At 58.8% G+C, this 19,363-nt stretch carries 18 protein-coding genes; 9 read left to right on the plus strand and 9 right to left on the minus strand.

The annotated features are described in order from the left end of the window. Positions 1-169 precede the first annotated feature (169 nt). The 4 genes from glyA (at position 170) to EL257_RS23290 (ending at position 4,582) form a co-directional block, all read left to right on the plus strand. A complete protein-coding gene (glyA, locus tag EL257_RS23270) occupies positions 170-1,423 on the plus strand; it encodes a serine hydroxymethyltransferase (protein WP_126366545.1) in 1,254 nt (417 codons plus the stop codon). A 331-nt stretch (positions 1,424-1,754) separates the two neighbouring features. Continuing rightward, positions 1,755-3,068, plus strand: a complete 1,314-nt coding sequence (locus EL257_RS23280) for a C4-dicarboxylate transporter DctA (RefSeq protein ID WP_126366547.1) — start codon at positions 1,755-1,757, stop codon at positions 3,066-3,068. A gap of 85 nt (positions 3,069-3,153) precedes the next feature. Then, positions 3,154-3,858: a FadR/GntR family transcriptional regulator gene (locus tag EL257_RS23285; protein ID WP_126366549.1), complete on the plus strand. Its 705-nt coding sequence runs from the start codon at positions 3,154-3,156 to the stop codon at positions 3,856-3,858. 19 nt (positions 3,859-3,877) lie between these two features. Further along, a complete protein-coding gene (locus EL257_RS23290) occupies positions 3,878-4,582 on the plus strand; it encodes a GntR family transcriptional regulator (protein ID WP_126366551.1) in 705 nt (234 codons plus the stop codon). A gap of 113 nt (positions 4,583-4,695) precedes the next feature. On the opposite strand, the gene yjiA is transcribed toward EL257_RS23290, so the two are convergent. The 3 genes from yjiA to EL257_RS23305 all read right to left on the minus strand — a co-directional run bounded on the left by yjiA (position 4,696) and on the right by EL257_RS23305 (position 8,105). Next, positions 4,696-5,673 carry a GTPase gene (yjiA, locus tag EL257_RS23295; protein WP_126366553.1) on the minus strand — a complete coding sequence of 326 codons (978 nt, stop codon included), beginning with the start codon at positions 5,671-5,673 and terminating at the stop codon, positions 4,696-4,698. A 152-nt stretch (positions 5,674-5,825) separates the two neighbouring features. Continuing rightward, a complete protein-coding gene (locus tag EL257_RS23300) occupies positions 5,826-6,023 on the minus strand; it encodes a YbdD/YjiX family protein (RefSeq protein ID WP_126366556.1) in 198 nt (65 codons plus the stop codon). A 15-nt stretch (positions 6,024-6,038) separates the two neighbouring features. Then, complete coding sequence (locus tag EL257_RS23305) at positions 6,039-8,105, minus strand: carbon starvation CstA family protein (RefSeq protein WP_016773099.1); 2,067 nt, start codon at positions 8,103-8,105, stop codon at positions 6,039-6,041. A 159-nt stretch (positions 8,106-8,264) separates the two neighbouring features. On the opposite strand from EL257_RS23305, the gene EL257_RS23310 reads away from it, so the two are divergent. Next, positions 8,265-8,633 (plus strand): PilZ domain-containing protein, encoded by a 369-nt coding sequence (locus tag EL257_RS23310; RefSeq protein WP_126366558.1) that lies wholly within the window; start codon positions 8,265-8,267, stop codon positions 8,631-8,633. 103 nt (positions 8,634-8,736) lie between these two features. On the opposite strand, the gene radA is transcribed toward EL257_RS23310, so the two are convergent. Beyond that, a complete protein-coding gene (radA, locus tag EL257_RS23315; RefSeq protein WP_126366560.1) occupies positions 8,737-10,104 on the minus strand; it encodes a DNA repair protein RadA in 1,368 nt (455 codons plus the stop codon). Between the two features lie 585 nt (positions 10,105-10,689). Here radA and mscL point away from each other — a divergent pair. Next, complete coding sequence (gene mscL / locus EL257_RS23320; protein WP_126366562.1) at positions 10,690-11,103, plus strand: large-conductance mechanosensitive channel protein MscL; 414 nt, start codon at positions 10,690-10,692, stop codon at positions 11,101-11,103. A 43-nt stretch (positions 11,104-11,146) separates the two neighbouring features. On the opposite strand, the gene EL257_RS23325 is transcribed toward mscL, so the two are convergent. Beyond that, complete coding sequence (locus tag EL257_RS23325) at positions 11,147-11,923, minus strand: ferredoxin--NADP reductase (RefSeq protein ID WP_126366564.1); 777 nt, start codon at positions 11,921-11,923, stop codon at positions 11,147-11,149. A 310-nt stretch (positions 11,924-12,233) separates the two neighbouring features. Between EL257_RS23325 and EL257_RS23330 the strand changes: the two genes are divergently transcribed. Both EL257_RS23330 and EL257_RS23335 read left to right on the plus strand, forming a co-directional pair. Next, positions 12,234-12,947 (plus strand): autoinducer binding domain-containing protein, encoded by a 714-nt coding sequence (locus EL257_RS23330; protein ID WP_126366566.1) that lies wholly within the window; start codon positions 12,234-12,236, stop codon positions 12,945-12,947. Between the two features lie 170 nt (positions 12,948-13,117). After that, positions 13,118-14,242 (plus strand): methyltransferase, encoded by a 1,125-nt coding sequence (locus EL257_RS23335; RefSeq protein WP_126366568.1) that lies wholly within the window; start codon positions 13,118-13,120, stop codon positions 14,240-14,242. Between the two features lie 70 nt (positions 14,243-14,312). Here EL257_RS23335 and EL257_RS23340 read toward each other — a convergent pair whose 3' ends face one another. From EL257_RS23340 to EL257_RS23350, 3 genes are all read right to left on the minus strand, one after another. Continuing rightward, the gene (locus tag EL257_RS23340) at positions 14,313-14,480 is read right to left on the minus strand and encodes a DUF2474 domain-containing protein (protein ID WP_095048725.1); all 168 of its coding nucleotides are present in this window, start codon (positions 14,478-14,480) and stop codon (positions 14,313-14,315) included. 84 nt (positions 14,481-14,564) lie between these two features. Continuing rightward, on the minus strand, positions 14,565-15,572 hold the full coding sequence (gene cydB, locus EL257_RS23345; protein ID WP_126366570.1) for a cytochrome d ubiquinol oxidase subunit II: 1,008 nt from the start codon (positions 15,570-15,572) through the stop codon (positions 14,565-14,567). A gap of 3 nt (positions 15,573-15,575) precedes the next feature. Then, positions 15,576-17,021 carry a cytochrome ubiquinol oxidase subunit I gene (locus EL257_RS23350; protein WP_126366572.1) on the minus strand — a complete coding sequence of 482 codons (1,446 nt, stop codon included), beginning with the start codon at positions 17,019-17,021 and terminating at the stop codon, positions 15,576-15,578. A gap of 500 nt (positions 17,022-17,521) precedes the next feature. Here EL257_RS23350 and EL257_RS23355 point away from each other — a divergent pair, with 500 nt between their 5' ends. Beyond that, positions 17,522-18,757, plus strand: coding sequence for an MFS transporter (locus EL257_RS23355; RefSeq protein ID WP_126366574.1), 1,236 nt, complete (start codon positions 17,522-17,524; stop codon positions 18,755-18,757). 6 nt (positions 18,758-18,763) lie between these two features. On the opposite strand, the gene EL257_RS23360 is transcribed toward EL257_RS23355, so the two are convergent. Next, a complete protein-coding gene (locus EL257_RS23360; protein WP_126366576.1) occupies positions 18,764-19,315 on the minus strand; it encodes a DJ-1 family glyoxalase III in 552 nt (183 codons plus the stop codon). Positions 19,316-19,363 lie beyond the last annotated feature (48 nt).

Below are 19,363 nucleotides of genomic sequence, written 5' to 3' on the forward strand. Positions count from 1 at the left end.
TGGTTACTGTAGGAGCTGCCGCAGGCTGCGATCTTTTGAGGTCGGCACAAACGCCACCGGTCTGCGCATGAACGCCACTTGTCTGCGACATGATGTCGTTTCATATGTCATCCAAAAGCGGTTGGGTTAGAATGCCCCCCTTTTCTGCCCCCGATCCTTGAGGACCGCCATGTTCAGCCGTGATTTGACTATTGCCAAGTACGACGCCGACCTTTTTGCCGCCATGGAGCAAGAAGCTCAGCGTCAGGAAGAACACATTGAGCTGATCGCTTCGGAAAACTACACCAGCCCAGCGGTGATGGAAGCTCAAGGCTCGGTCCTGACCAACAAGTACGCCGAAGGCTACCCGGGCAAGCGCTACTACGGCGGTTGCGAGTTCGTCGACGTGGTTGAGCAACTGGCCATTGATCGCGCCAAGGAACTGTTCGGCGCCGATTACGCCAACGTTCAGCCGCACGCCGGTTCGCAAGCCAACGCTGCGGTTTACCTGGCTTTGCTGTCGGCTGGCGACACCATTCTGGGCATGAGCCTGGCCCACGGCGGTCACTTGACCCACGGCGCCAGCGTTTCCTCTTCGGGCAAACTGTACAACGCTATCCAATACGGCATCGATGCCAACGGCCTGATCGACTACGACGAAGTCGAGCGCCTGGCGGTCGAGCACAAGCCGAAAATGATCGTCGCCGGCTTCTCTGCCTACTCGCAGATCCTCGATTTCCCACGCTTCCGCGAAATCGCTGACAAGGTCGGCGCCTACCTGTTCGTCGACATGGCCCACGTGGCCGGTCTGGTCGCCGCTGGCGTCTACCCGAACCCGGTGCCGTTCGCTGACGTCGTGACCACCACCACGCACAAAACCCTGCGCGGTCCACGTGGCGGTCTGATCCTGGCCAAGGCCAACGCAGAAATCGAGAAGAAGCTCAATTCCGCAGTATTCCCGGGCGCCCAGGGTGGCCCGCTGGAGCACGTGATCGCCGCTAAAGCGATCTGCTTCAAGGAAGCGCTGCAGCCTGAGTTCAAGGCCTACCAGCAACAAGTGGTGAAAAACGCCCAGGCCATGGCTGAAGTGTTCATCGAGCGCGGTTTCGACGTGGTGTCCGGCGGTACCAAGAACCACCTGTTCCTGCTGTCCCTGATCAAGCAGGACATCTCCGGTAAAGACGCCGACGCTGCTCTGGGCAAAGCGTTCATCACCGTGAACAAGAACTCCGTGCCTAACGATCCACGCTCGCCATTCGTCACCTCCGGCCTGCGCTTCGGTACCCCGGCCGTGACTACTCGCGGCTTCAAGGAAACCGAGTGCAAAGAGCTGGCCGGCTGGATCTGCGACATCCTGGCTGACCTGAACAACGAAGCGGTGATCGACGCCGTTCGTGAAAAAGTCAAAGCCATCTGCAAGAAACTGCCGGTATACGGCGCTTAATTGCGACGATAACCCGAAGCATGAAAAACCGGCCAAGTGATTGGCCGGTTTTTTTTCGCCCATGATTTCCCTGTAGGAGCTGCCGCAGGCTGCGATCTTTTTGACCTTCATAAACGGAATCGAAAGATCGCAGCCTTCGGCAGCTCCTACACCTTGCGATGGCCGCCGGTCAGACCGGTCATGCCAATTCCGTTCTTGCCTCTTGTAATCCCGAAAAAACCGAGCGTAGACTGCGCCTGCACTGGACATACCGGTAAGACCACAATAATTAAGTCCTGAATCCGATGCGCCAAGCGTACGGCAGCCAGGACACCGACCCAGGATTCCTCCCATGCTCAGATGGTGCTCGCGTTCAATCTTCCTTCAAGTGGTTCTCGGACTGATGCTCGGCATCGTCTGCGGGCTGACCCTTCCTGAATACTCTGCCCAGCTCAAACCGCTTGGCGATGGCTTCATCAAACTGATCAAGATGCTCATCGGCCTTATCGTGTTCTGCGTGGTCGTCAGCGGCATCAGCGGTGCCGGCGATCTGAAGAAGGTCGGGCGCATCGGCCTCAAATCGGTCATCTATTTTGAAGTGCTGACCACCATCGCCCTGGTGATCGGTCTGGTGTTTGCCTTCAGTACCGGCATCGGCAGCGGCGCGAACATTCACCTCGAGCAGCTTTCCACCGCTGACATGGGCGATCTCGCTGAACGCAGTCAGCACATGCACACCACCACGCAGTTTCTGATGGACCTGATCCCTACTTCGGTGATCGGCGCGTTTGCCGACAACAACATCCTGCAAGTGCTGCTGTTTTCCGTGCTGTTCGGCAGCGCCCTGAATCTGGTCGGCGAAGCAGCGTCGGGGATCTCGCGACTGATCAACGAACTCAGCCATGTGATCTTCCGCATCATGGGCATGATCGTGCGCCTGGCGCCCATCGGCGTGTTCGGAGCCATCGCATTTACCACCAGCAAATATGGCATCGACTCGCTGCAGCACTTGGGCAGTCTGGTCGGTTTGTTCTACCTGACGTGCATCGCTTTCGTCAGCGTGATTCTCGGTCTGGTCATGCGCGCCTCCGGCCTGCGGATGTGGCCGCTGCTCAAGTACCTGCGTGAAGAACTGTTGATCGTCATGGGCACCGCTTCGTCCGACGCTGTGTTGCCGCAGATCATGCGCAAACTTGAACATCTGGGCATCGGCAGCTCCACGGTCGGCCTGGTAATTCCGACCGGCTATTCGTTCAACCTCGACGGGTTTTCGATCTACCTGACGCTGGCCATCGTGTTCATCGCCAACGCCACCGGTACGCCATTGGCCATGACCGACTTGCTGACGATTCTGCTGGTGTCGCTGATCACTTCAAAAGGCGCCCACGGCATTCCCGGCTCGGCGCTGGTGATTCTCGCGGCAACACTGACGGCGATCCCGGCGATTCCCGTGGTTGGTCTGGTGCTGGTATTGGCCGTCGACTGGTTCATGGGCATCGGCCGGGCATTGACCAACCTGATCGGCAATTGCGTGGCCACTGTGGCCATCGCCCGTTGGGAAAAAGACATCGACGTTCAACGCGCCAACAAAGTACTCAGCGGTCAGCAGGGCTACACCTTTCAACCGCGTAAACCAGCAACTCCGGCGCACCAGCAGGAGTTCTGATTTAACCCTGCAGGAGCTGCCGCAGGCTGCGATCTTTTGATCTTGGGTTTGCGGCAATCCCTCACAGGTAAATGGAGCAAGACAAGTGATTACCACATCAACCGTCGTCAACTCAGTCGTAGAAAAACTGCGCGCCGCATTGGCCCGTGGACAGTGGCGCTCCGGCGAAATGCTGCCGGGCCAGCGGGAGCTGGCCGAGCAACTGGGCATCAGCCGACCGAGCCTGCGCGAAGCGGTGATCGTTCTCGAGACCCTCGGTCTGGTGCGCTCGATGCCAGGCAAAGGCGTGGTCGTGCTCGACGCGCAGTTGAACGACAGCCAGCATCACGACAGCGCGGTAGCCGGCGCCAGCCTCGAAGACGTGCTGCAACTGCGCTACACCCTGGAGCCGTTCATTGTCGGACTGGTCGCGCAGTCGATCAGCAGCAAGGAAGTCGGCCAGTTGCGCCTGACCCTGATGGACATGCGCGAAGCGCTGGAAGCCGGAGACAGTGAAGCCGGGGTCAGCGCCTACATCGCCTTCCACGAAGAACTGTTCACGCTGACCTCCAATCCGATCTTTCAGAGCGTGGTGCAACAGACCAGCAATGCCCTCAAACAAAGCGCCGAGGTGTTGCGCAATTCACCGGAACACCTGGCCGAACGCCTGGAAGAAAACGAAGCCGTGGTGCGCGCGATTCGCAGCAAGAACAGCGCCCAGGCCAGCGCCGAAATGCGCCGGCACATTTTGCGCGAAGGTCAGCGCATGGGTGTCGAGCTAAATATTCCGGATGACAACCTGCCCAACTGATTCGCTTTGGAGAACGGCCATGAACAGTTTTGCTTCAGCGTTGCAGACGCACCCGACCACCCTGCCCTTTCCTGGCCAGCGGGATCCGGGAGAAGAGCTGTATGCGCGACTGTTCGACGCGATTCTCGAACAACGCATCGATCCGGAAAGCCGCTTCACCGAAGATAGCCTGCGCGAGATGTTCGGCGTCAGTCGTGCGGATGTGCGGCGGGTGCTCACGCAGCTGTCGCTTGAGCAGGTCGTGGTGCTGCGAACCAATCACCGGCCGCGTGTGGCGGCGCCCGATCGGGAGCAGACGCGGCAGGCTCTGCATGCACGGCGCCTGACCGAAAGCACGCTGGTGCGCCTGGCGTGTCAGCGACCCGAGGCCGAAGGTTTGAAACGCCTGCGCGGGTTGATCGAGCGTGAGCGTCAGGCTGTAGAGCAGGATCGGCGCGGCGCGGCGATTCGCTTGTCAGGGCAGTTTCATCTGCAACTGGCGCAGATGGCGGGGAATACACCATTGGCGCATTTTCTTGGCAATCTGGTGCCGCTGACATCATTGGCGATTGCGCGAAGTGCGGTATCTACGCACAGCTGTTGCGCATGGCAGGAGCATCTGAAATTGATCGAGGCGATGGAATCCGGGAGAGTCGCTGAAGCCATGATGCTTATGAATCAATATCTGGATCAGCTTGAGCAGACACTGCTGGGGTCAGACCTTGAACAATACAGTGTGGGCTGAATCGCCATCGCGAGCAGGCTCGCTCCCACAGTGGACCGCATTCTGTCTGGAGGAATGCAGTCCACTGTGGGAGCGAGCCTGCTCGCGAAGAGGCCCTTTGAGCTAATGAAATATCAGGCTTGTTGCGCCGCCACCCTGGCAAACCCCAACCGAATCTTCTCTTCCGGCAAATCATCGGCAATAAACACAATCACACTTTCCCGCGCCTCGCCTTCGGCCCATTCGGTGTCCCAGTCGAAACCATAGAGCTTCAGCACCCCCTGAAACACCAGCCGCCGATCTTCACCGGCAATGCTCAGCACGCCTTTGTAACGCAGCAATTGCTTGCCGTGCTCTTCCAGCAGTTCATTCATGAACTCACTGAGCTGATCGATATCCAGCGCCTGATCGGTGCGCAGCACCAAACTGGAAATGCGGTCAATGGAAGGCGCCTTGGTCACCGGGCGCAGGCTCAAGCCGCCGCCAAGATCGGCATTCAGATTGAAACCGCGCACATCCAGCAATTCAGCCAGATCGATATTGCCATGCTCGACCACCCGGATCGGCGCGCGGCGGTTGATCCGCGTCAGGCGCTCGCTTAGCGCGGTGAAGGTCGGTTCGTCGATCAGATCAGTCTTGCTCACCAGCAAGCGGTCGGCAAAACCGATCTGCGCCTGGGCGATGGTCTGGGTCAGGTGTACATCCGCGTGCGCGGCATCGACCAAGGTGATAATGCCGTCGAGCAGATAGCGCTCGCGCAGTTCTTCATCGATGAAAAAAGTCTGCGCGACCGGTGCCGGATCAGCCAGGCCAGTGCATTCGATCACCAGACGATCAAAGGCAATCTCGCCGCCGTCCAGCCGCTCCAGCAGCAGATACAACGCCTTGGTCAGGTCGGTGTGAATGGTGCAGCAGACGCAGCCATTCGCCAGGGTCATGACTTGCACCGGCTCGTCGCCGAGCAACTGCGTGTCGATGCCGGCGTCGCTGAATTCGTTCTCGATCACGGCGATCTTCAAACCGTGTTCGGCTTTCAATAAATGGCGTAGCAAGGTGGTCTTGCCGGCGCCGAGGAAACCGCTGAGTACCGTTACCGGAATGGGAGAAGACAAAACCAGATCTCCTGAAAAGAACACAAAAACAAATGTGGGAGCGAGCCTGCTCGCGAAAGCGGTGTGTCAGTCAAATCATTCATCAACTGACACTCCGTATTCGCGAGCGGGCTCGCTCCCACAGGGGATTACCTCAACCTTGCGCTGTCAGCTCAACAGCACTTCGGCCCACCCTTGCCACCGTAACGCGCTTCCTGACGTTCGCGAAAGAACATCTCGTAGCTCATCACCGGTTTGTCCGGGTGCTTGGATTGCATATGCTCGACGTAGGTGTCGTAGTCGGGCATGCCGACCATCAGACGCGCGGCCTGACCGAGGTATTTACCGAGGCGACTCAGGTCATTGAACATGGTGCAATCCTCTGGTTACGCATCCGGCAGAGCCTGGAATGGCGATTCTTTATCCGTACGCTCTTTTTTGCCCCAGGCGGCGATGCCGACCTTGAGCGCATAGAACAGGATGCTGAACACCACGAACAGGAACAGCGCGGTGAGTGTGGCGTTGGTGTAAGCGTTGAAGATCACATGCTGCATCTGCTCGACGCTTTTTGCCGGTGCCAGCACCTGACCATTGGCCAGCGCATCGCTGTATTTCTTCGCCAGCGACAGGAAGCCGATCGCCGGGTTGGCGTCGAACAACTTGATGAAGCCAGCCGTCGTGGTGCAGATCAACAGCCAAGTGGCCGGCAACAGCGTGACCCAAATGTAGCGCTGACGCTTCATCTTGATCAGAACCACCGTGCCGAGCATCAGCGCGATACCGGCGAGCATCTGGTTGGAAATACCGAACAGAGGCCACAGGGTGTTGATACCGCCCAACGGGTCGATCACGCCTTGATACAGCAACCAGCCCCACATCGCCACACAACCGGCAGTGGCAATCAGGTTGGCGCCCCACGATTCGGTGCGTTTGAGCGCCGGTACGAAGGAGCCAAGCAAGTCCTGGAGCATGAAACGCCCGGCGCGGGTGCCGGCGTCCACAGCGGTGAGGATGAACAGCGCTTCGAACAGAATCGCGAAGTGGTACCAGAATGCCATGGTGTTTTCACCCGGCAGGACACTGTGCAGGATCTGCGCGATACCGACCGCCAGGGTTGGCGCGCCACCGGCACGGGCCAGAATGGTGGTTTCGCCGATGTCATGGGCAACCGCTTGCAGCGCCTCCGGCGTAATCGCGAAGCCCCAGCTGGTGACCACTTGCGCCACCGAAGCGACGTCGCTGCCGACAACTGCGGCCGGGCTGTTCATGGCGAAGTACACGCCCGGCTCGATCACCGAAGCGGCAACCATGGCCATGATCGCCACGAACGATTCCATCAACATGCCGCCGTAACCGATGTAGCGGGCGTTGGTTTCGTTATCCAGCAGCTTCGGCGTGGTGCCCGACGAGATCAGCGCGTGGAAACCCGATACCGCACCGCAGGCGATGGTGATGAACAGGAAAGGGAACAGACCGCCCTTCCACACCGGCCCGGTGCCGTCGACAAACTGGGTCAGCGCGGGCATTTTCAGCTCGGGCATGGTGATCAGAATGCCGATCGCCAGGGCAACGATGGTGCCGATCTTGAGGAACGTCGAGAGATAGTCACGCGGCGCCAGAATCAGCCAGACCGGCAGCGAGGCCGCCACGAAGCCGTAACCGACCAGCATCCAGGTGATCTGCACGCCAGTGAAAGTGAACGCCTTGGCCCACACCGGATCAGCAGCGATCTGCCCGCCCAGCCAGATCGAACCGAGCAGCAGCAACACGCCGACCACGGAGATTTCGCCGATGCGGCCCGGGCGGATGTAGCGCATGTAGATGCCCATGAACATGGCGATCGGGATGGTCGCCATCACGGTGAAGATGCCCCACGGGCTTTCGGCCAAGGCCTTGACCACGATCAGCGCCAGCACCGCGAGGATGATGATCATGATCAGGAAGCAGCCGAACAGCGCGATGGTCCCGGGGATCCGGCCCATTTCTTCACGCACCATGTCGCCCAGGGACCGGCCATTGCGTCGGGTCGACATGAACAGGACCATGAAGTCCTGCACCGCGCCCGCCAGCACCACACCGGCAATCAGCCAGAGCGTGCCGGGCAGATACCCCATCTGCGCCGCCAGCACCGGACCGACCAGTGGCCCCGCGCCAGCGATGGCCGCGAAGTGGTGACCGAAAAGGATGTGTTTGTTGGTCGGCACGTAGTCCAGACCATCATTGTTGAGCACGGCGGGGGTGGCCCGACGCGGATCCAGTTGCATCACGTTGTTGGCGATGAACAGACTGTAGTAACGATACGCAACCAGATAAATGGCCACGGCAGCGACCACAATCCACAAGGCGTTGATCGCCTCGCCGCGGCGCAATGCCACTACGCCGAGGGCGCACGCTCCTACGATTGCCAGCACAAGCCAGGGTAAGTGGCGCAGCAGGCTATTATTATTTTTCATTTTATTATTCCAGCCAGGGTGGACAAGAAAGACAGCCACCCCGAGTTTAGCGCTTACGGCGCCAAAGGCCATACCCCGACATTGGTCTAGACGCTTTAGCGATTGGCCGGCGCCCGCATTCGCGGTCTATAGTCAGCGAACCTTCATGAGGAATGCGCCATGAGCGAACACTCCGCCAATCGACGTCGCTTCAAACGTATTGCGTTCGATGCCAGAACCGAGCTGAAACAAGGCGAGTACATCTGGCCGGTCAAGCTGATCGATCTGTCGCTCAAAGGGCTGCTGATCGAACGACCGGAGCCATGGCTTGGGGATCGCGAACAGGATTTTTTCGTCGACATTCATTTAAGCGACGACGTCGATATCGAGATGGACGTGCAGCTGGCCCATGAGGAAAACGGCCAGTTGGGGTTTGTTTGCCGGCATATCAGTCTGGAGTCGATCCAGCGGTTGCGGCGCTTGATCGAGCTGAACCTGGCGGATGAGGCCGAGCTTGAGCGCGAATTGGGGGCGTTGATCGAAATCTAGAGCCGCTCTCTGTAGGAGCTGCCGAAGGCTGCGATCTTTTGATCTTGAAATCCAAAATCAAAAGATCGCAGCCTGCGGCAGCTCCTACAAAGGCAAATTGTGGTTATTCGAAGAGGGCGTCGAGGGCCTGTTCAAGGCGGGTGACCGCGATGATCTGCAGCCCCGGCGGCGATTCCTTCGGTGCATTTCCCTTCGGCACGATTGCGCGCTTGAAGCCGTGTTTGGCCGCTTCCTTCAAACGTTCCTGCCCACTCGGCACCGGTCGCACTTCGCCCGACAGACCGACCTCGCCAAACACCAGCAAATCATGCGGCAACGGCCGGTTGCGCAGGCTCGACATGACTGCCGCCATCAGTGCCAGGTCCGATGCCGTCTCCAGCACCTTCACGCCGCCGACCACGTTGAGAAACACGTCCTGATCGTGGGTCGGAATACCGCCGTGACGATGCAAAACCGCAAGCAACATCGCCAGACGATTCTGATCCAGGCCCAGTGTTACGCGGCGCGGGTTGGCCAGATGGCTGTCATCGACCAGCGCCTGCACTTCCACCAGCATCGGCCGCGTGCCTTCCCACGTTGCCATCACCACACTGCCCGGGACTTCTTCCTGCGCACGCGTCAGAAAAATTGCCGAGGGGTTGGAGACTTCTTTCAAGCCTTTGTCAGTCATGCCGAACACGCCCAGCTCGTTGACCGCACCGAAACGGTTTTTCACCGCACGCAGCAAACGCAAGCGGCCATCGGATTCGCCCTCGAAATACAACACGGTGTCGACCATGTGTTCCAGCACACGAGGCCCCGCCAGTGCGCCCTCCTTGGTGACGTGGCCGACGAGGAAAATCGCCGTGCCGCTCTGTTTGGCGTAACGCACCAGCAACGCGGCGCTCTCACGCACTTGGGAGACGCCGCCCGGTGCCGATTGCAACTGCTCGGTGAAAATCGTCTGGATCGAGTCGATCACCATCACCTTGGGCTTTTCCTGACGGGCAGTGGCGATGATGGTTTCGATGCAGGTTTCGGTCATCACCCGCAGTTGATCCTGTGGCAAGCCCAGGCGACGCGCGCGCATCGCCACTTGCTGTTGGGACTCTTCACCGGTGACGTACAGCGCCGGCATGCTCTTGGCCAGGTTGCACAGGGTCTGGAGAAGAATGGTCGACTTGCCGATGCCCGGATCGCCGCCAATCAACACCACCGAACCGTCCACCAGCCCACCGCCGAGTACTCGATCCAGTTCGCCGGACGCCGTGGAAAATCGCGGGATTTCTTCAATGCTGACTTCCGCCAGCGTCTTGATCTGCGCTTGCTGCCCAGCCCAGCCGGTGCGCCCGGCCGGTGCGGCGGCGCCACCGCTTTCAATCATCGTTTCGGTCAGGGTGTTCCAGGCACCGCACTCCCCGCACTGCCCGGCCCATTTGGGAAAGGTTGCGCCGCACTCGGTGCAGCCGTACATGCGTTTGGCCTTGGCCATATGAACCCCACGGGAAAAAACCGTGATGATAACGCACAGATGACAGCGAGGCGGAAACTCCGCCGCCCCGATAAGAGCGGGAAATTAACCCTTTGAACTATGTGAGTACTTCCTGAAACACTGTTAGCGCATTTACTCTATTACGGGTTTAAAAAGTTGGACAAACGCGACACCACTTCTGAGTGTTTGTATAACCCATGGAAAAAAACAATTTTTATCAACTTTATCAGCCGAGGCTAATTATTACATTTTGTAAACGCACAGCATGTATGACCTATTGAGTTAATTCTTTGTGATAACCCGTACACAACTGTTTCAGGGTTGAGACTCGAGCAACATCCCATTACTTGAGGTGACTGATACCTGTCATTTCCATCACTTCAAAATACGACCTTTCATTGTCGCGAGCTCCCGAAACCGTCACGACAATCCAGAGACCACAGCACGTGCGGTGCGGGCATTTTTGTAAACTTCTCAATCATCTGCCGGTCGATAACTGGCAAGCGTGTAAGCAGTTATGTCAGCGAAACGCGGTTGGCTGACTTACACTCCTTCCCCAACCTCATCTGTGACAAGGAATAACGTATGGGCGTGCTAAGTGAGTTCAAGGCCTTCGCGGTCAAAGGCAATGTGGTCGACATGGCCGTCGGTATCATCATCGGTGCAGCCTTCGGCAAGATCGTTTCATCCTTTGTCGGCGACGTGATCATGCCTCCGCTCGGTCTGCTGATTGGCGGGGTGGATTTCAGTGATCTGGCAATCACCCTAAAGGCGGCCGAAGGTACCGCGCCCCCAGTCGTGCTGGCTTATGGCAAATTCATTCAGACCGTTCTCGACTTCATCATCGTTGCCTTTGCGATTTTCATGGGCGTCAAAGCCATCAATCGCCTCAAGCGCGAAGAAGCCGTGGCCCCTAAGCTGCCGCCGGTTCCGACCAAAGAAGAAGAACTGCTGGGCGAGATCCGCGACTTGCTCAAGGCTCAGAACAATCAGCCCTGAAGCCCTCGCGCAGTGAAACGGCACCGACTCAGGTGCCGTTTTTTTACCAGTAGTTTTCCACCGCCACCTGCCCGGGGCGGCGTGTCAGGCTCAGGCTCATGTGCCGCTGCTTGAGCAGCGCGCGAGTGTCGTCGATCATTTGAGGATTACCACAGAGCATCACCCGCGAGTGTTCCGCCGTCAGTTGCAGCCCCGCCGTTCGCTCCAATTCGCCATTTTCAATCAGGTCGGTAATCCGCCCATTCAACGCGCCAGGATGCGTTTCTCGGGTCACGGACGGGATGAACTGCAGTTTATGCGCGTACTCGGCCAGATAATCACGTTGCGACAGTTCGGCAATCAGCGGCAGATAAGCCAGCTCCCGCGCTTCGCGCACGCTGTACACCAGAATGATCCGCTCGAATTTCTCCCACACTTCGAAATCCTGCAGGATCGACAGAAATGGCGCTACGCCGGTGCCTGTGGATAACAGCCAAAGATCACGCCCATCGACGAACCGATCAAGCGTCAGATAGCCGAACGCCTGGCGCTCCACCAGTAATGTATCGCCGGGTTGCAAACGGCTCAGCTCGCTGGTGAATTCCCCTCCCGGCACGACGATGGAAAAGAATTCGAGAAACTCGTCAAATGGCGAGGACACCATGGAATAGGCACGCCAGACAATGCTGCCATCAGCCTTGCTCACCCCCAGACGTGCGAACTGGCCGGCGCGAAACCTGAAGCCGGGATCACGCGTGGTGCGTAGCGTAAACAGATGGGGGGTCAATGGATGCACCTCCAGCAGCGTCTGGCGGGTGAACTTTTCGGTAGTGTCGGTCATGAGCGTCTCCAAATCAGCCGCGTCCAGTGTGGCGCAAACGTGTCGTTTTAAACACCGGCAATAAATGGTGTTATTAATCGGCTCGCGCGCTCTTTGAAAACACTATGTATTAATATCGCTTAGAGCAAATACACCAAACCTCCGTATGATCAGATGAATATCAGCGAGCAGTCCGACTCATAACTTTTTTAGCCGTTTAAGTTCCATCGAAAGAGCGAAAAAATTCAGGCCAAGAGTAGGAAACGTCCTACACTCGGATTCGTGCCGTCTTGGATCCAATGCGCACAGCTGAAAAAATATGGAGGTTGCAATGGAAAAGTGGAAGGAATCGCAGTTGAAACAATTGACCTTTGCCCGGGAAATCGACACCGCTTTCCCCATACTGCTGAGGTTTGCCGAAAACATCGGCTTCAACTTCTGCTCAGTCACCCTCACTGCGTCACACCCGCAGACACGCTTCAACGCTTTGCACATCAATAACTACCCCAAAGCCTGGAATATGCAATATCAGAACGAGCACTACGAGCACACAGACCCAGTGATCGCCCACTGTAATCACACGACGCTGCCGATTGTCTGGAGCGAAGCGGCATACGCAAAATCCCCCGACCTCTGGCAAGGTTTGCAGCAAAATGAAATACGGCACGGCTGGTCTCAGTCGTTTCACCATGCGGAAAGTGGTTTGTGCAGTATCGTCAGCCTTGCCAGAAAGCACGCTCCGATCAGCCCGTTCGAACTCTACGAGCATTATGGCTACATGTTTTATGCGACCAGCCACATGAGTGAACTGTTCGCCCGCACTCTGCCGAACCGGTCTGCCAAGCCCCGAGCACCGCATCTGTCGCCTCGGGAACTTGAAGTGTTGCAGCTGTCCGCCGGCGGTAAAACTGCCCATGAAATTTCTCGCATCCTAAGCCTGAGCGAGCGGACCGTGAATTACCACGTACAAAACGTGATCGAAAAACTTAACGTCTGCAACAAGATCTCCGCCGTCATTGCCGCGGCCAGAGCCGGAATAATCTAAACCGGATGATCTTTGCGAAACAAAACTTGCGGGTATTGAAGACAGAAAAAACGTACCATTCAGGGCCGCCTGAGTGATGACGCAATAGACGCGTCGCATTGCACTCGGTGGGTTCCGCCGCATGACACCAAGGCCGCGGAACACCCGTTGACCACCTGAGTTCCCGCCCCATGCCTTTGCTCGATACGCCCTTCGCCCAACTCGACCTGATTCGCCAGCCAGAACAGCAGAACGAACCGCTGCAAGCCTTCGACGCAGCCGACGAATATTTGCTCAATCACCTCGCCGCACAGCAACCGGCGGTGGGTACGCGGGTGTTGGTGCTCAATGACAGCTTTGGTGCACTGGCCGCCAGCCTGTTCGGCAAGGTTGAAGTGACCACGAGCGGGGATTCTTTCCTCGGCTTTCTGGGCCTCGAAAAGAACTTGCTGCGCAATGGCCTGGCGTTCGATGCCGTCCGCCCTGTTCCTGCCAGTGAACCATTGGTCGGCCCCTTCGACCGCGTGTTGATCCGCATACCGAAAACCCTGGCATTACTGGAAGAACAACTGATTCGCCTGCAAGGCCAACTTGCCCCCGGTGCCGAAGTGATCGCCGCCGCCATGGTCAAACACCTGCCGCGCGCCGCCGGCGACTTGCTCGAACGCTACATTGGTCCGGTGCAGGCGTCGCTGGCCGTGAAGAAGGCGCGCCTGTTGATCGCCACGCCAGAGCCGAAAGCCCCCGCTGTCTCGCCCTATCCGAGCCGCTATCGTCTCGACGAACCGGCCATCGAATTGCTTAACCACGCCAACGTATTCTGCCGCGAAGGGTTGGACATCGGCACCCGCGCATTCCTTCCGCATCTGCCGACAAATCTGGGTGGCGCACGCGTTGCCGATCTGGGCTGCGGTAATGGCGTACTGGCGATCGCCAGCGCCCTGCGCAACCCCGATGCCCATTACACACTGGTGGACGAATCGTTCATGGCGGTGCAATCGGCCGAGGAAAACTGGCGCGCCGCGCTGGGCGACCGTGAAGTGGTCGTGCGTGCTGGCGACGGTCTGGCCGGGCAAGCGCCGCAGTCGCTGGACGTGGTGCTCTGCAATCCACCGTTTCATCAACAGCAAGTGGTCGGCGATTTTCTCGCCTGGCGCATGTTTCAACAGGCGCGCGAAGCGCTGGTCGTCGGCGGTGCGCTTTACATCGTCGGCAACCGCCATCTGGGCTATCACAGCAAACTGGCGCGGCTGTTCCGCGGGGTAGAGCAAGTGGCGGCGACGCCAAAATTCGTCATTCTCAAGGCTCGCAAATAAATCCCGGGCATAAAAAACCCTCCAGTCGGAGGGTTTAAATCCGTGCCCGAAGGCGCCGGGGCGGAAGGTTTCAGTGGGTGGTCAAGCCTGCGGCGTTCATGAACAGGCGCATCAGGCTGGCGGCGATGAACAACACGCCGACACTGCCGACCCAGATCAAGGCCAACCAGCCGAGCCGCTGCCACAGCGGTTTTTTTTCGGCTTCTTCAATGTCGTGCAGCGAATGTTTGCCGGTCATTACATCAATCTCCGTTAAGCCAAGGCGTCATTGCGGACGCCTTCGCGAGCAGGCTCGCTTCCCCAGGGGAAGCCCAGCAGCAGACTAGTGATAACCGTCTTCATGGGTAACCTTGCCGCGGAACACGTAGTAGCTCCAGAAGGTGTAGCCCAGGATGAACGGGATGATGAACAACGTGCCCACCAGCATGAAGCCCTGACTTTGCGGCGGTGCAGCGGCGTCCCAGATGGAAATCGACGGCGGCACGATGTTCGGCCACAGGCTGATACCCAGACCGCTGTAACCGAGGAAGATCAACACCAGCGTCAGCAGGAACGGCGTGTAGTTGGCATTGCGTGCCACCGCGCGGATCAGGCCGTACAACGTCACCAGCACCAGAATCGGCACCGGCATGAACCAGAACAGGTTAGGCATGCTGAACCAGCGCGAAGCGATTTCCGGGTGGGACAGTGGCGTCCACAGACTGACCACACCGATCACCGCCAACAGAACGAAGGCCAGTGGCCGCGCCAGATCGTGCATCTGCTCTTGCAGCTTGCCTTCGGTTTTCATGATCAGCCAGGTGCAGCCGAGCAAGGCGTACGCCACCACCAGCGCCGCGCCGCAGAACAGCGTGAACGGCGTCAGCCAGTCCAGTGAGCCGCCGGCAAATTGCCGGTTGACCACCGGCAGACCATCGATGAATGCACCGAGCGCCACGCCTTGAAAGAATGTCGCGGCGACCGAGCCACCGATGAACGCCTTGTCCCACAAGTGGCGTTTTTCATCCTTGGCCTTGAAGCGGAACTCGAAGGCCACACCGCGAAAGATCAGGCCCATCAGCATGAAGATCAGCGGCAGGTACAACGCCGAGAGCACCACCGAATAAGCCAGCGGGAAAGCACCGAACAAGGCCGCGCCCCCCAGCACCAGCCAGGTTTCGTTGCCGTCCCAGACCGGGGCGACGGTGTTCATCATCACGTCGCGGTCGACTTTGCCGGGAACGAACGGAAAAAGAATCCCGATCCCCAGATCGAAGCCGTCCATGACCACATACATCATGATGCCGAAGATGATAATCACGGCCCAGATCAGCGGAAGATCAATACCCATGAGTTAAATCTCCTTGGTCAAGCGAGTGTTGTCTTCGTGCTCGCCCTCGGCCGGATCGTCGGCCGCGGACAACGGACGTGCCGGTGTACGTTTCTTGCCTGGACCACCGCTCGGCGTTTGCGTGCCTTCGCTGATCTTCGGCCCTTTGCGCACCAGGCGCATCATGTACCCGAGCCCTGCACCGAACAGCGCGAAGTACACCACCACGAACATGATCAGGGTGATGCTCATCTGCATGAAGCTGTGGTTGGAAGACGCGTCCGCGGTGCGCATCAGCCCGTAAACCACCCAAGGCTGACGGCCGATTTCGGTAGTGAACCAACCGGCGAGAATCGCGATCAGCCCGGACGGCCCCATCCACAACGCCAAGTGCAGGAACGCTCGCGAGGTGTACAGCGCGTCACGCTTGCGCAGCCACAGGCTCCACAAACCGGTGAAGATCATCAGGAAACCCAGGCCGACCATGATCCGGAAGGACCAGAACACGATGGTCGAATTCGGCCGGTCTTCAGGCGGGAACTCCTTGAGCGCCGGCACTTGCTTGTCCAGCGAGTGAGTGAGGATCAGGCTGCCCAAGTACGGAATTTCCACGGCGAACTTGGTGCGCTCTTCTTTCATGTCCGGCCAGCCGAACAGGATCAGCGGCGTCGCTTCGTCGCCATGGTTTTCCCAATGGCCTTCAATCGCAGCGATCTTGGCCGGCTGATGCTTGAGTGTATTGAGACCGTGAAAGTCGCCGATGACCGCCTGGATCGGCGCGACAATCAGCGCCATCCACATTGCCATCGACAGCATGGTGCGGATGGCCGGGTTGTCTTTGCCGCGCAGCAAGTGCCACGCCGCCGAAGAGCCGACGAAGAATGCCGTCGCGACGAACGCGGCCGTGGCCATGTGCATCAGCCGATACGGGAACGACGGGTTGAAGATGATCGCCAGCCAATCAGTAGGAATCACCTGACCGTTAACGATTTCGAAGCCCTGTGGCGTCTGCATCCAGCTGTTGGAGGCGAGAATCCAGAAAGTCGAAATCAGCGTACCGATCGCCACCATCACCGTGGAAAAGAAATGCAGACCGCGTCCGACCTTGTTCCAGCCGAACAGCATCACGCCAAGGAAACCGGCCTCGAGGAAGAACGCTGTGAGCACTTCATAGGTCAGCAGCGGCCCGGTGACAGCGCCGGCGAAGTCGGAGAAACGGCTCCAGTTGGTACCGAACTGATACGCCATGACCAAGCCGGATACCACGCCCATGCCGAAGTTGACGGCAAAGATCTTCGACCAGAAATGATAGAGGTCACGGTAGGTGTCGTTACGGGTTTTCAGCCACAGGCCTTCGAGTACCGCCAGGTAACTCGCCAGGCCGATGGTAATGGCCGGGAACAGGATGTGGAACGAGATAGTGAACGCGAACTGAATTCGGGCGAGATCGAGAGCCTCTAAACCGAACATATGGCTTCCTCTGTCAGGTAATACGGGTGGCGGACCCGGAGGCCTGCACCACTGCCCCCACGGATATGGAGTGCGGCGAATTCGGATTCGTTCTTTTTTTACAACCATCGCAACGCAGGGAGTCTGGCCAAATGGCCGTCAGATCAGTTCCGGTAAAGGCTTTGATCTGGATCAAGCAACGTTGAAAGAGTAGTCCCATTTTTACCGATGAACTGCGTGGTCGTTTGCCGCGTGACAAGTTGCCTCATAGCTCAAAGAGCGCTGTGGCGCACGTCCCTGTGGCGAGGGAGCTTGCTCCCGCTAGACGGAGGAGTCGTTTTAAAACCTCCCGCCTCGGTCAAGCGGGGAGCGCTTCGCACTCCAGCGGGAGCAAGCTCCCTCGCCACAGTATTGAGACGCGCATGGATCGTTGCCTGGCTGACTGAAATTTTTGTCATAGCAATTTCCTGTTACAGACTGGTGATAATCTTCCGGTTTCCTCGCCCAAGACCTGCCTTCAGATGCCCAATCAAGAGCCCCTGCTGTTACGTCACCACCGCCCCTTCCTCGCGTTCTGGATGGCCCGAATCTTTACCGCCAGCGGATTCCAGATGCTCACCGTGGCGATTGGCTGGAATCTCTACCAACTGACCGGCAACGTTCTCGATCTGGGGCTGGTGGGTCTGGTGGAGTTCGCGCCACGTGTGCTGTTCATGCTGCACACCGGACACGTCGCCGACCGCTATGACCGGCGCCGAGTCGCGGCGATCTGCCAATCGCTGCAGGCGTTGATCGCACTGGCCCTGGCGATCGGCAGCGCCACCGACCACGTCACCCGCGAGATGATTTTCATCCTCGCGTTCCTGCTCGGCGCGGCGCGTTCATTCGAAATGCCGACCACTCAGGCATTGTTGCCAAGCATCGTTCCCAGCGCGCTGTTTCCGCGTGCCGTCGCCGCCGCGCAATCAGCGCAGCAGTCAGCAACCATCGTCGCTCCGGCGCTCGGCGGCTTGCTCTATGCATTTGGCAGCGTCTGGGTTTACGGCCCGACAGTGCTCCTTTATGTGATCGCCTGCACGCTGATGCTCAACCTGCCTGCGCGTCAAACGCCGCTGAACAAAGGCAAAGCCACGCTGGACTCGCTGCTCGCCGGGATTCGCTTCATCCGCAGCCGCCCGGACATTCTCGGGGCGATTTCGCTGGACCTGTTTGCAGTGCTGCTCGGCGGCGCCACGGCGCTGCTGCCGGTGTTTGCCAAGGATATTCTGCTCACTGGCCCATGGGGACTGGGGCTGTTGCGCTCGGCGCCGGCCGTCGGAGCATTATTAATGTCACTGTTTCTCGCCCGTTTCGCCGTTGAACGCAACGTCGGCCGAGTGATGTTTACGGCCGTCGGCATCTTCGGCGTCGCTACCATCGCGTTCGGTCTGTCGACCTCGTTCTGGTTCTCGCTGGCGGTGCTGGTGGTCCTCGGTGCGGCGGACATGATCAGCATGGTCATCCGCGCGTCCTTCGTACAACTGGAAACTCCAGACGAAATGCGCGGCCGGGTCAGCGCCGTGAACGGCCTGTTCATCGGCGCCTCGAACCAGCTGGGCGAATTCGAATCCGGCGTCACTGCGCACTGGTTCGGCACCGTGCCAGCAGTGGTCATGGGCGGAATTGGCACGCTGGTCGTAACCGGAACGTGGATCAAATTGTTCCCGACCCTCGCGAATCGGGATCGGATGCATGTGCCGGTGGAAGAGAAGGTCTGAAACTCGTCACGAATACAGCTCTCCCGCCATTCGTGTCCGCAACGCCTTCCCGCCAAGTTGCTCGACCAGGGTCAAGGCAAAATCCAACGCTGCGCCCGAGCCTTGGGCAGTGATGCAGTTGCCATCGATTACCACCGGTTGATCGACAAACGTACAGCCGGACAATTGGTGGCTGGCGCTGGGCAGGCAGGTCATGCGCCGTTGGCGCAAGACGCCCGACGCTTGCAGGGCGATTGCCGGGGATTCGGCGATGCCAGCGAACAGACGCCCGGCGCTGGCTTGATCCTTGAGCAGTTGTTGCAGCGGCTGGTGCGCCGCCAGGTGTTGTGAACCGACGGCGCCGCCGGGCAGCACGATCAGGTCGAAGGCCTGCGCCAGCACGTCGACCAGCATGCCGTCGGCGGTCAAACGCGTGCCGCGGGCGCAAGTGAGCATGCGGCGGCCTTCGATGCTGGCGGCGACGACCTCAATGCCGGCGCGGCGCAGCACGTCGATCAGGGTCACGCTTTGCAAGTCATCGATGCCCTCGGCGAGGGTAATCAGGGCTCTAGAGGTCATGGGCGTTTTCCGCTGAGTGATACTTCAAGCGTAGTCAGCTTCACCCGA

This window comes from Pseudomonas fluorescens (assembly GCF_900636825.1).
Taxonomy (GTDB): Bacteria; Pseudomonadota; Gammaproteobacteria; order Pseudomonadales; family Pseudomonadaceae; genus Aquipseudomonas; species Aquipseudomonas fluorescens_BG.

What these genes read in the sequence shown, in the direction of transcription:
- EL257_RS23280 (WP_126366547.1), top strand. Translation starts at nt 1,755, where the DNA reads ATGCTCAGATGGTGCTCGCGTTCAATCTTCCTTCAAGTGGTTCTCGGA.
- EL257_RS23360 (WP_126366576.1), bottom strand. Translation starts at nt 19,315, where the DNA reads ATGACCTCTAGAGCCCTGATTACCCTCGCCGAGGGCATCGATGACTTG.
- EL257_RS23305 (WP_016773099.1), bottom strand. Translation starts at nt 8,105, where the DNA reads ATGAAAAATAATAATAGCCTGCTGCGCCACTTACCCTGGCTTGTGCTG.
- EL257_RS23335 (WP_126366568.1), top strand. Translation starts at nt 13,118, where the DNA reads ATGCCTTTGCTCGATACGCCCTTCGCCCAACTCGACCTGATTCGCCAG.
- EL257_RS23310 (WP_126366558.1), top strand. Translation starts at nt 8,265, where the DNA reads ATGAGCGAACACTCCGCCAATCGACGTCGCTTCAAACGTATTGCGTTC.
- EL257_RS23340 (WP_095048725.1), bottom strand. Translation starts at nt 14,480, where the DNA reads ATGACCGGCAAACATTCGCTGCACGACATTGAAGAAGCCGAAAAAAAA.
- glyA (WP_126366545.1), top strand. Translation starts at nt 170, where the DNA reads ATGTTCAGCCGTGATTTGACTATTGCCAAGTACGACGCCGACCTTTTT.
- EL257_RS23300 (WP_126366556.1), bottom strand. Translation starts at nt 6,023, where the DNA reads ATGTTCAATGACCTGAGTCGCCTCGGTAAATACCTCGGTCAGGCCGCG.
- EL257_RS23350 (WP_126366572.1), bottom strand. Translation starts at nt 17,021, where the DNA reads ATGTTCGGTTTAGAGGCTCTCGATCTCGCCCGAATTCAGTTCGCGTTC.
- EL257_RS23290 (WP_126366551.1), top strand. Translation starts at nt 3,878, where the DNA reads ATGAACAGTTTTGCTTCAGCGTTGCAGACGCACCCGACCACCCTGCCC.
- radA (WP_126366560.1), bottom strand. Translation starts at nt 10,104, where the DNA reads ATGGCCAAGGCCAAACGCATGTACGGCTGCACCGAGTGCGGCGCAACC.
- cydB (WP_126366570.1), bottom strand. Translation starts at nt 15,572, where the DNA reads ATGGGTATTGATCTTCCGCTGATCTGGGCCGTGATTATCATCTTCGGC.
- mscL (WP_126366562.1), top strand. Translation starts at nt 10,690, where the DNA reads ATGGGCGTGCTAAGTGAGTTCAAGGCCTTCGCGGTCAAAGGCAATGTG.
- EL257_RS23355 (WP_126366574.1), top strand. Translation starts at nt 17,522, where the DNA reads ATGCCCAATCAAGAGCCCCTGCTGTTACGTCACCACCGCCCCTTCCTC.
- EL257_RS23325 (WP_126366564.1), bottom strand. Translation starts at nt 11,923, where the DNA reads ATGACCGACACTACCGAAAAGTTCACCCGCCAGACGCTGCTGGAGGTG.
- EL257_RS23330 (WP_126366566.1), top strand. Translation starts at nt 12,234, where the DNA reads ATGGAAAAGTGGAAGGAATCGCAGTTGAAACAATTGACCTTTGCCCGG.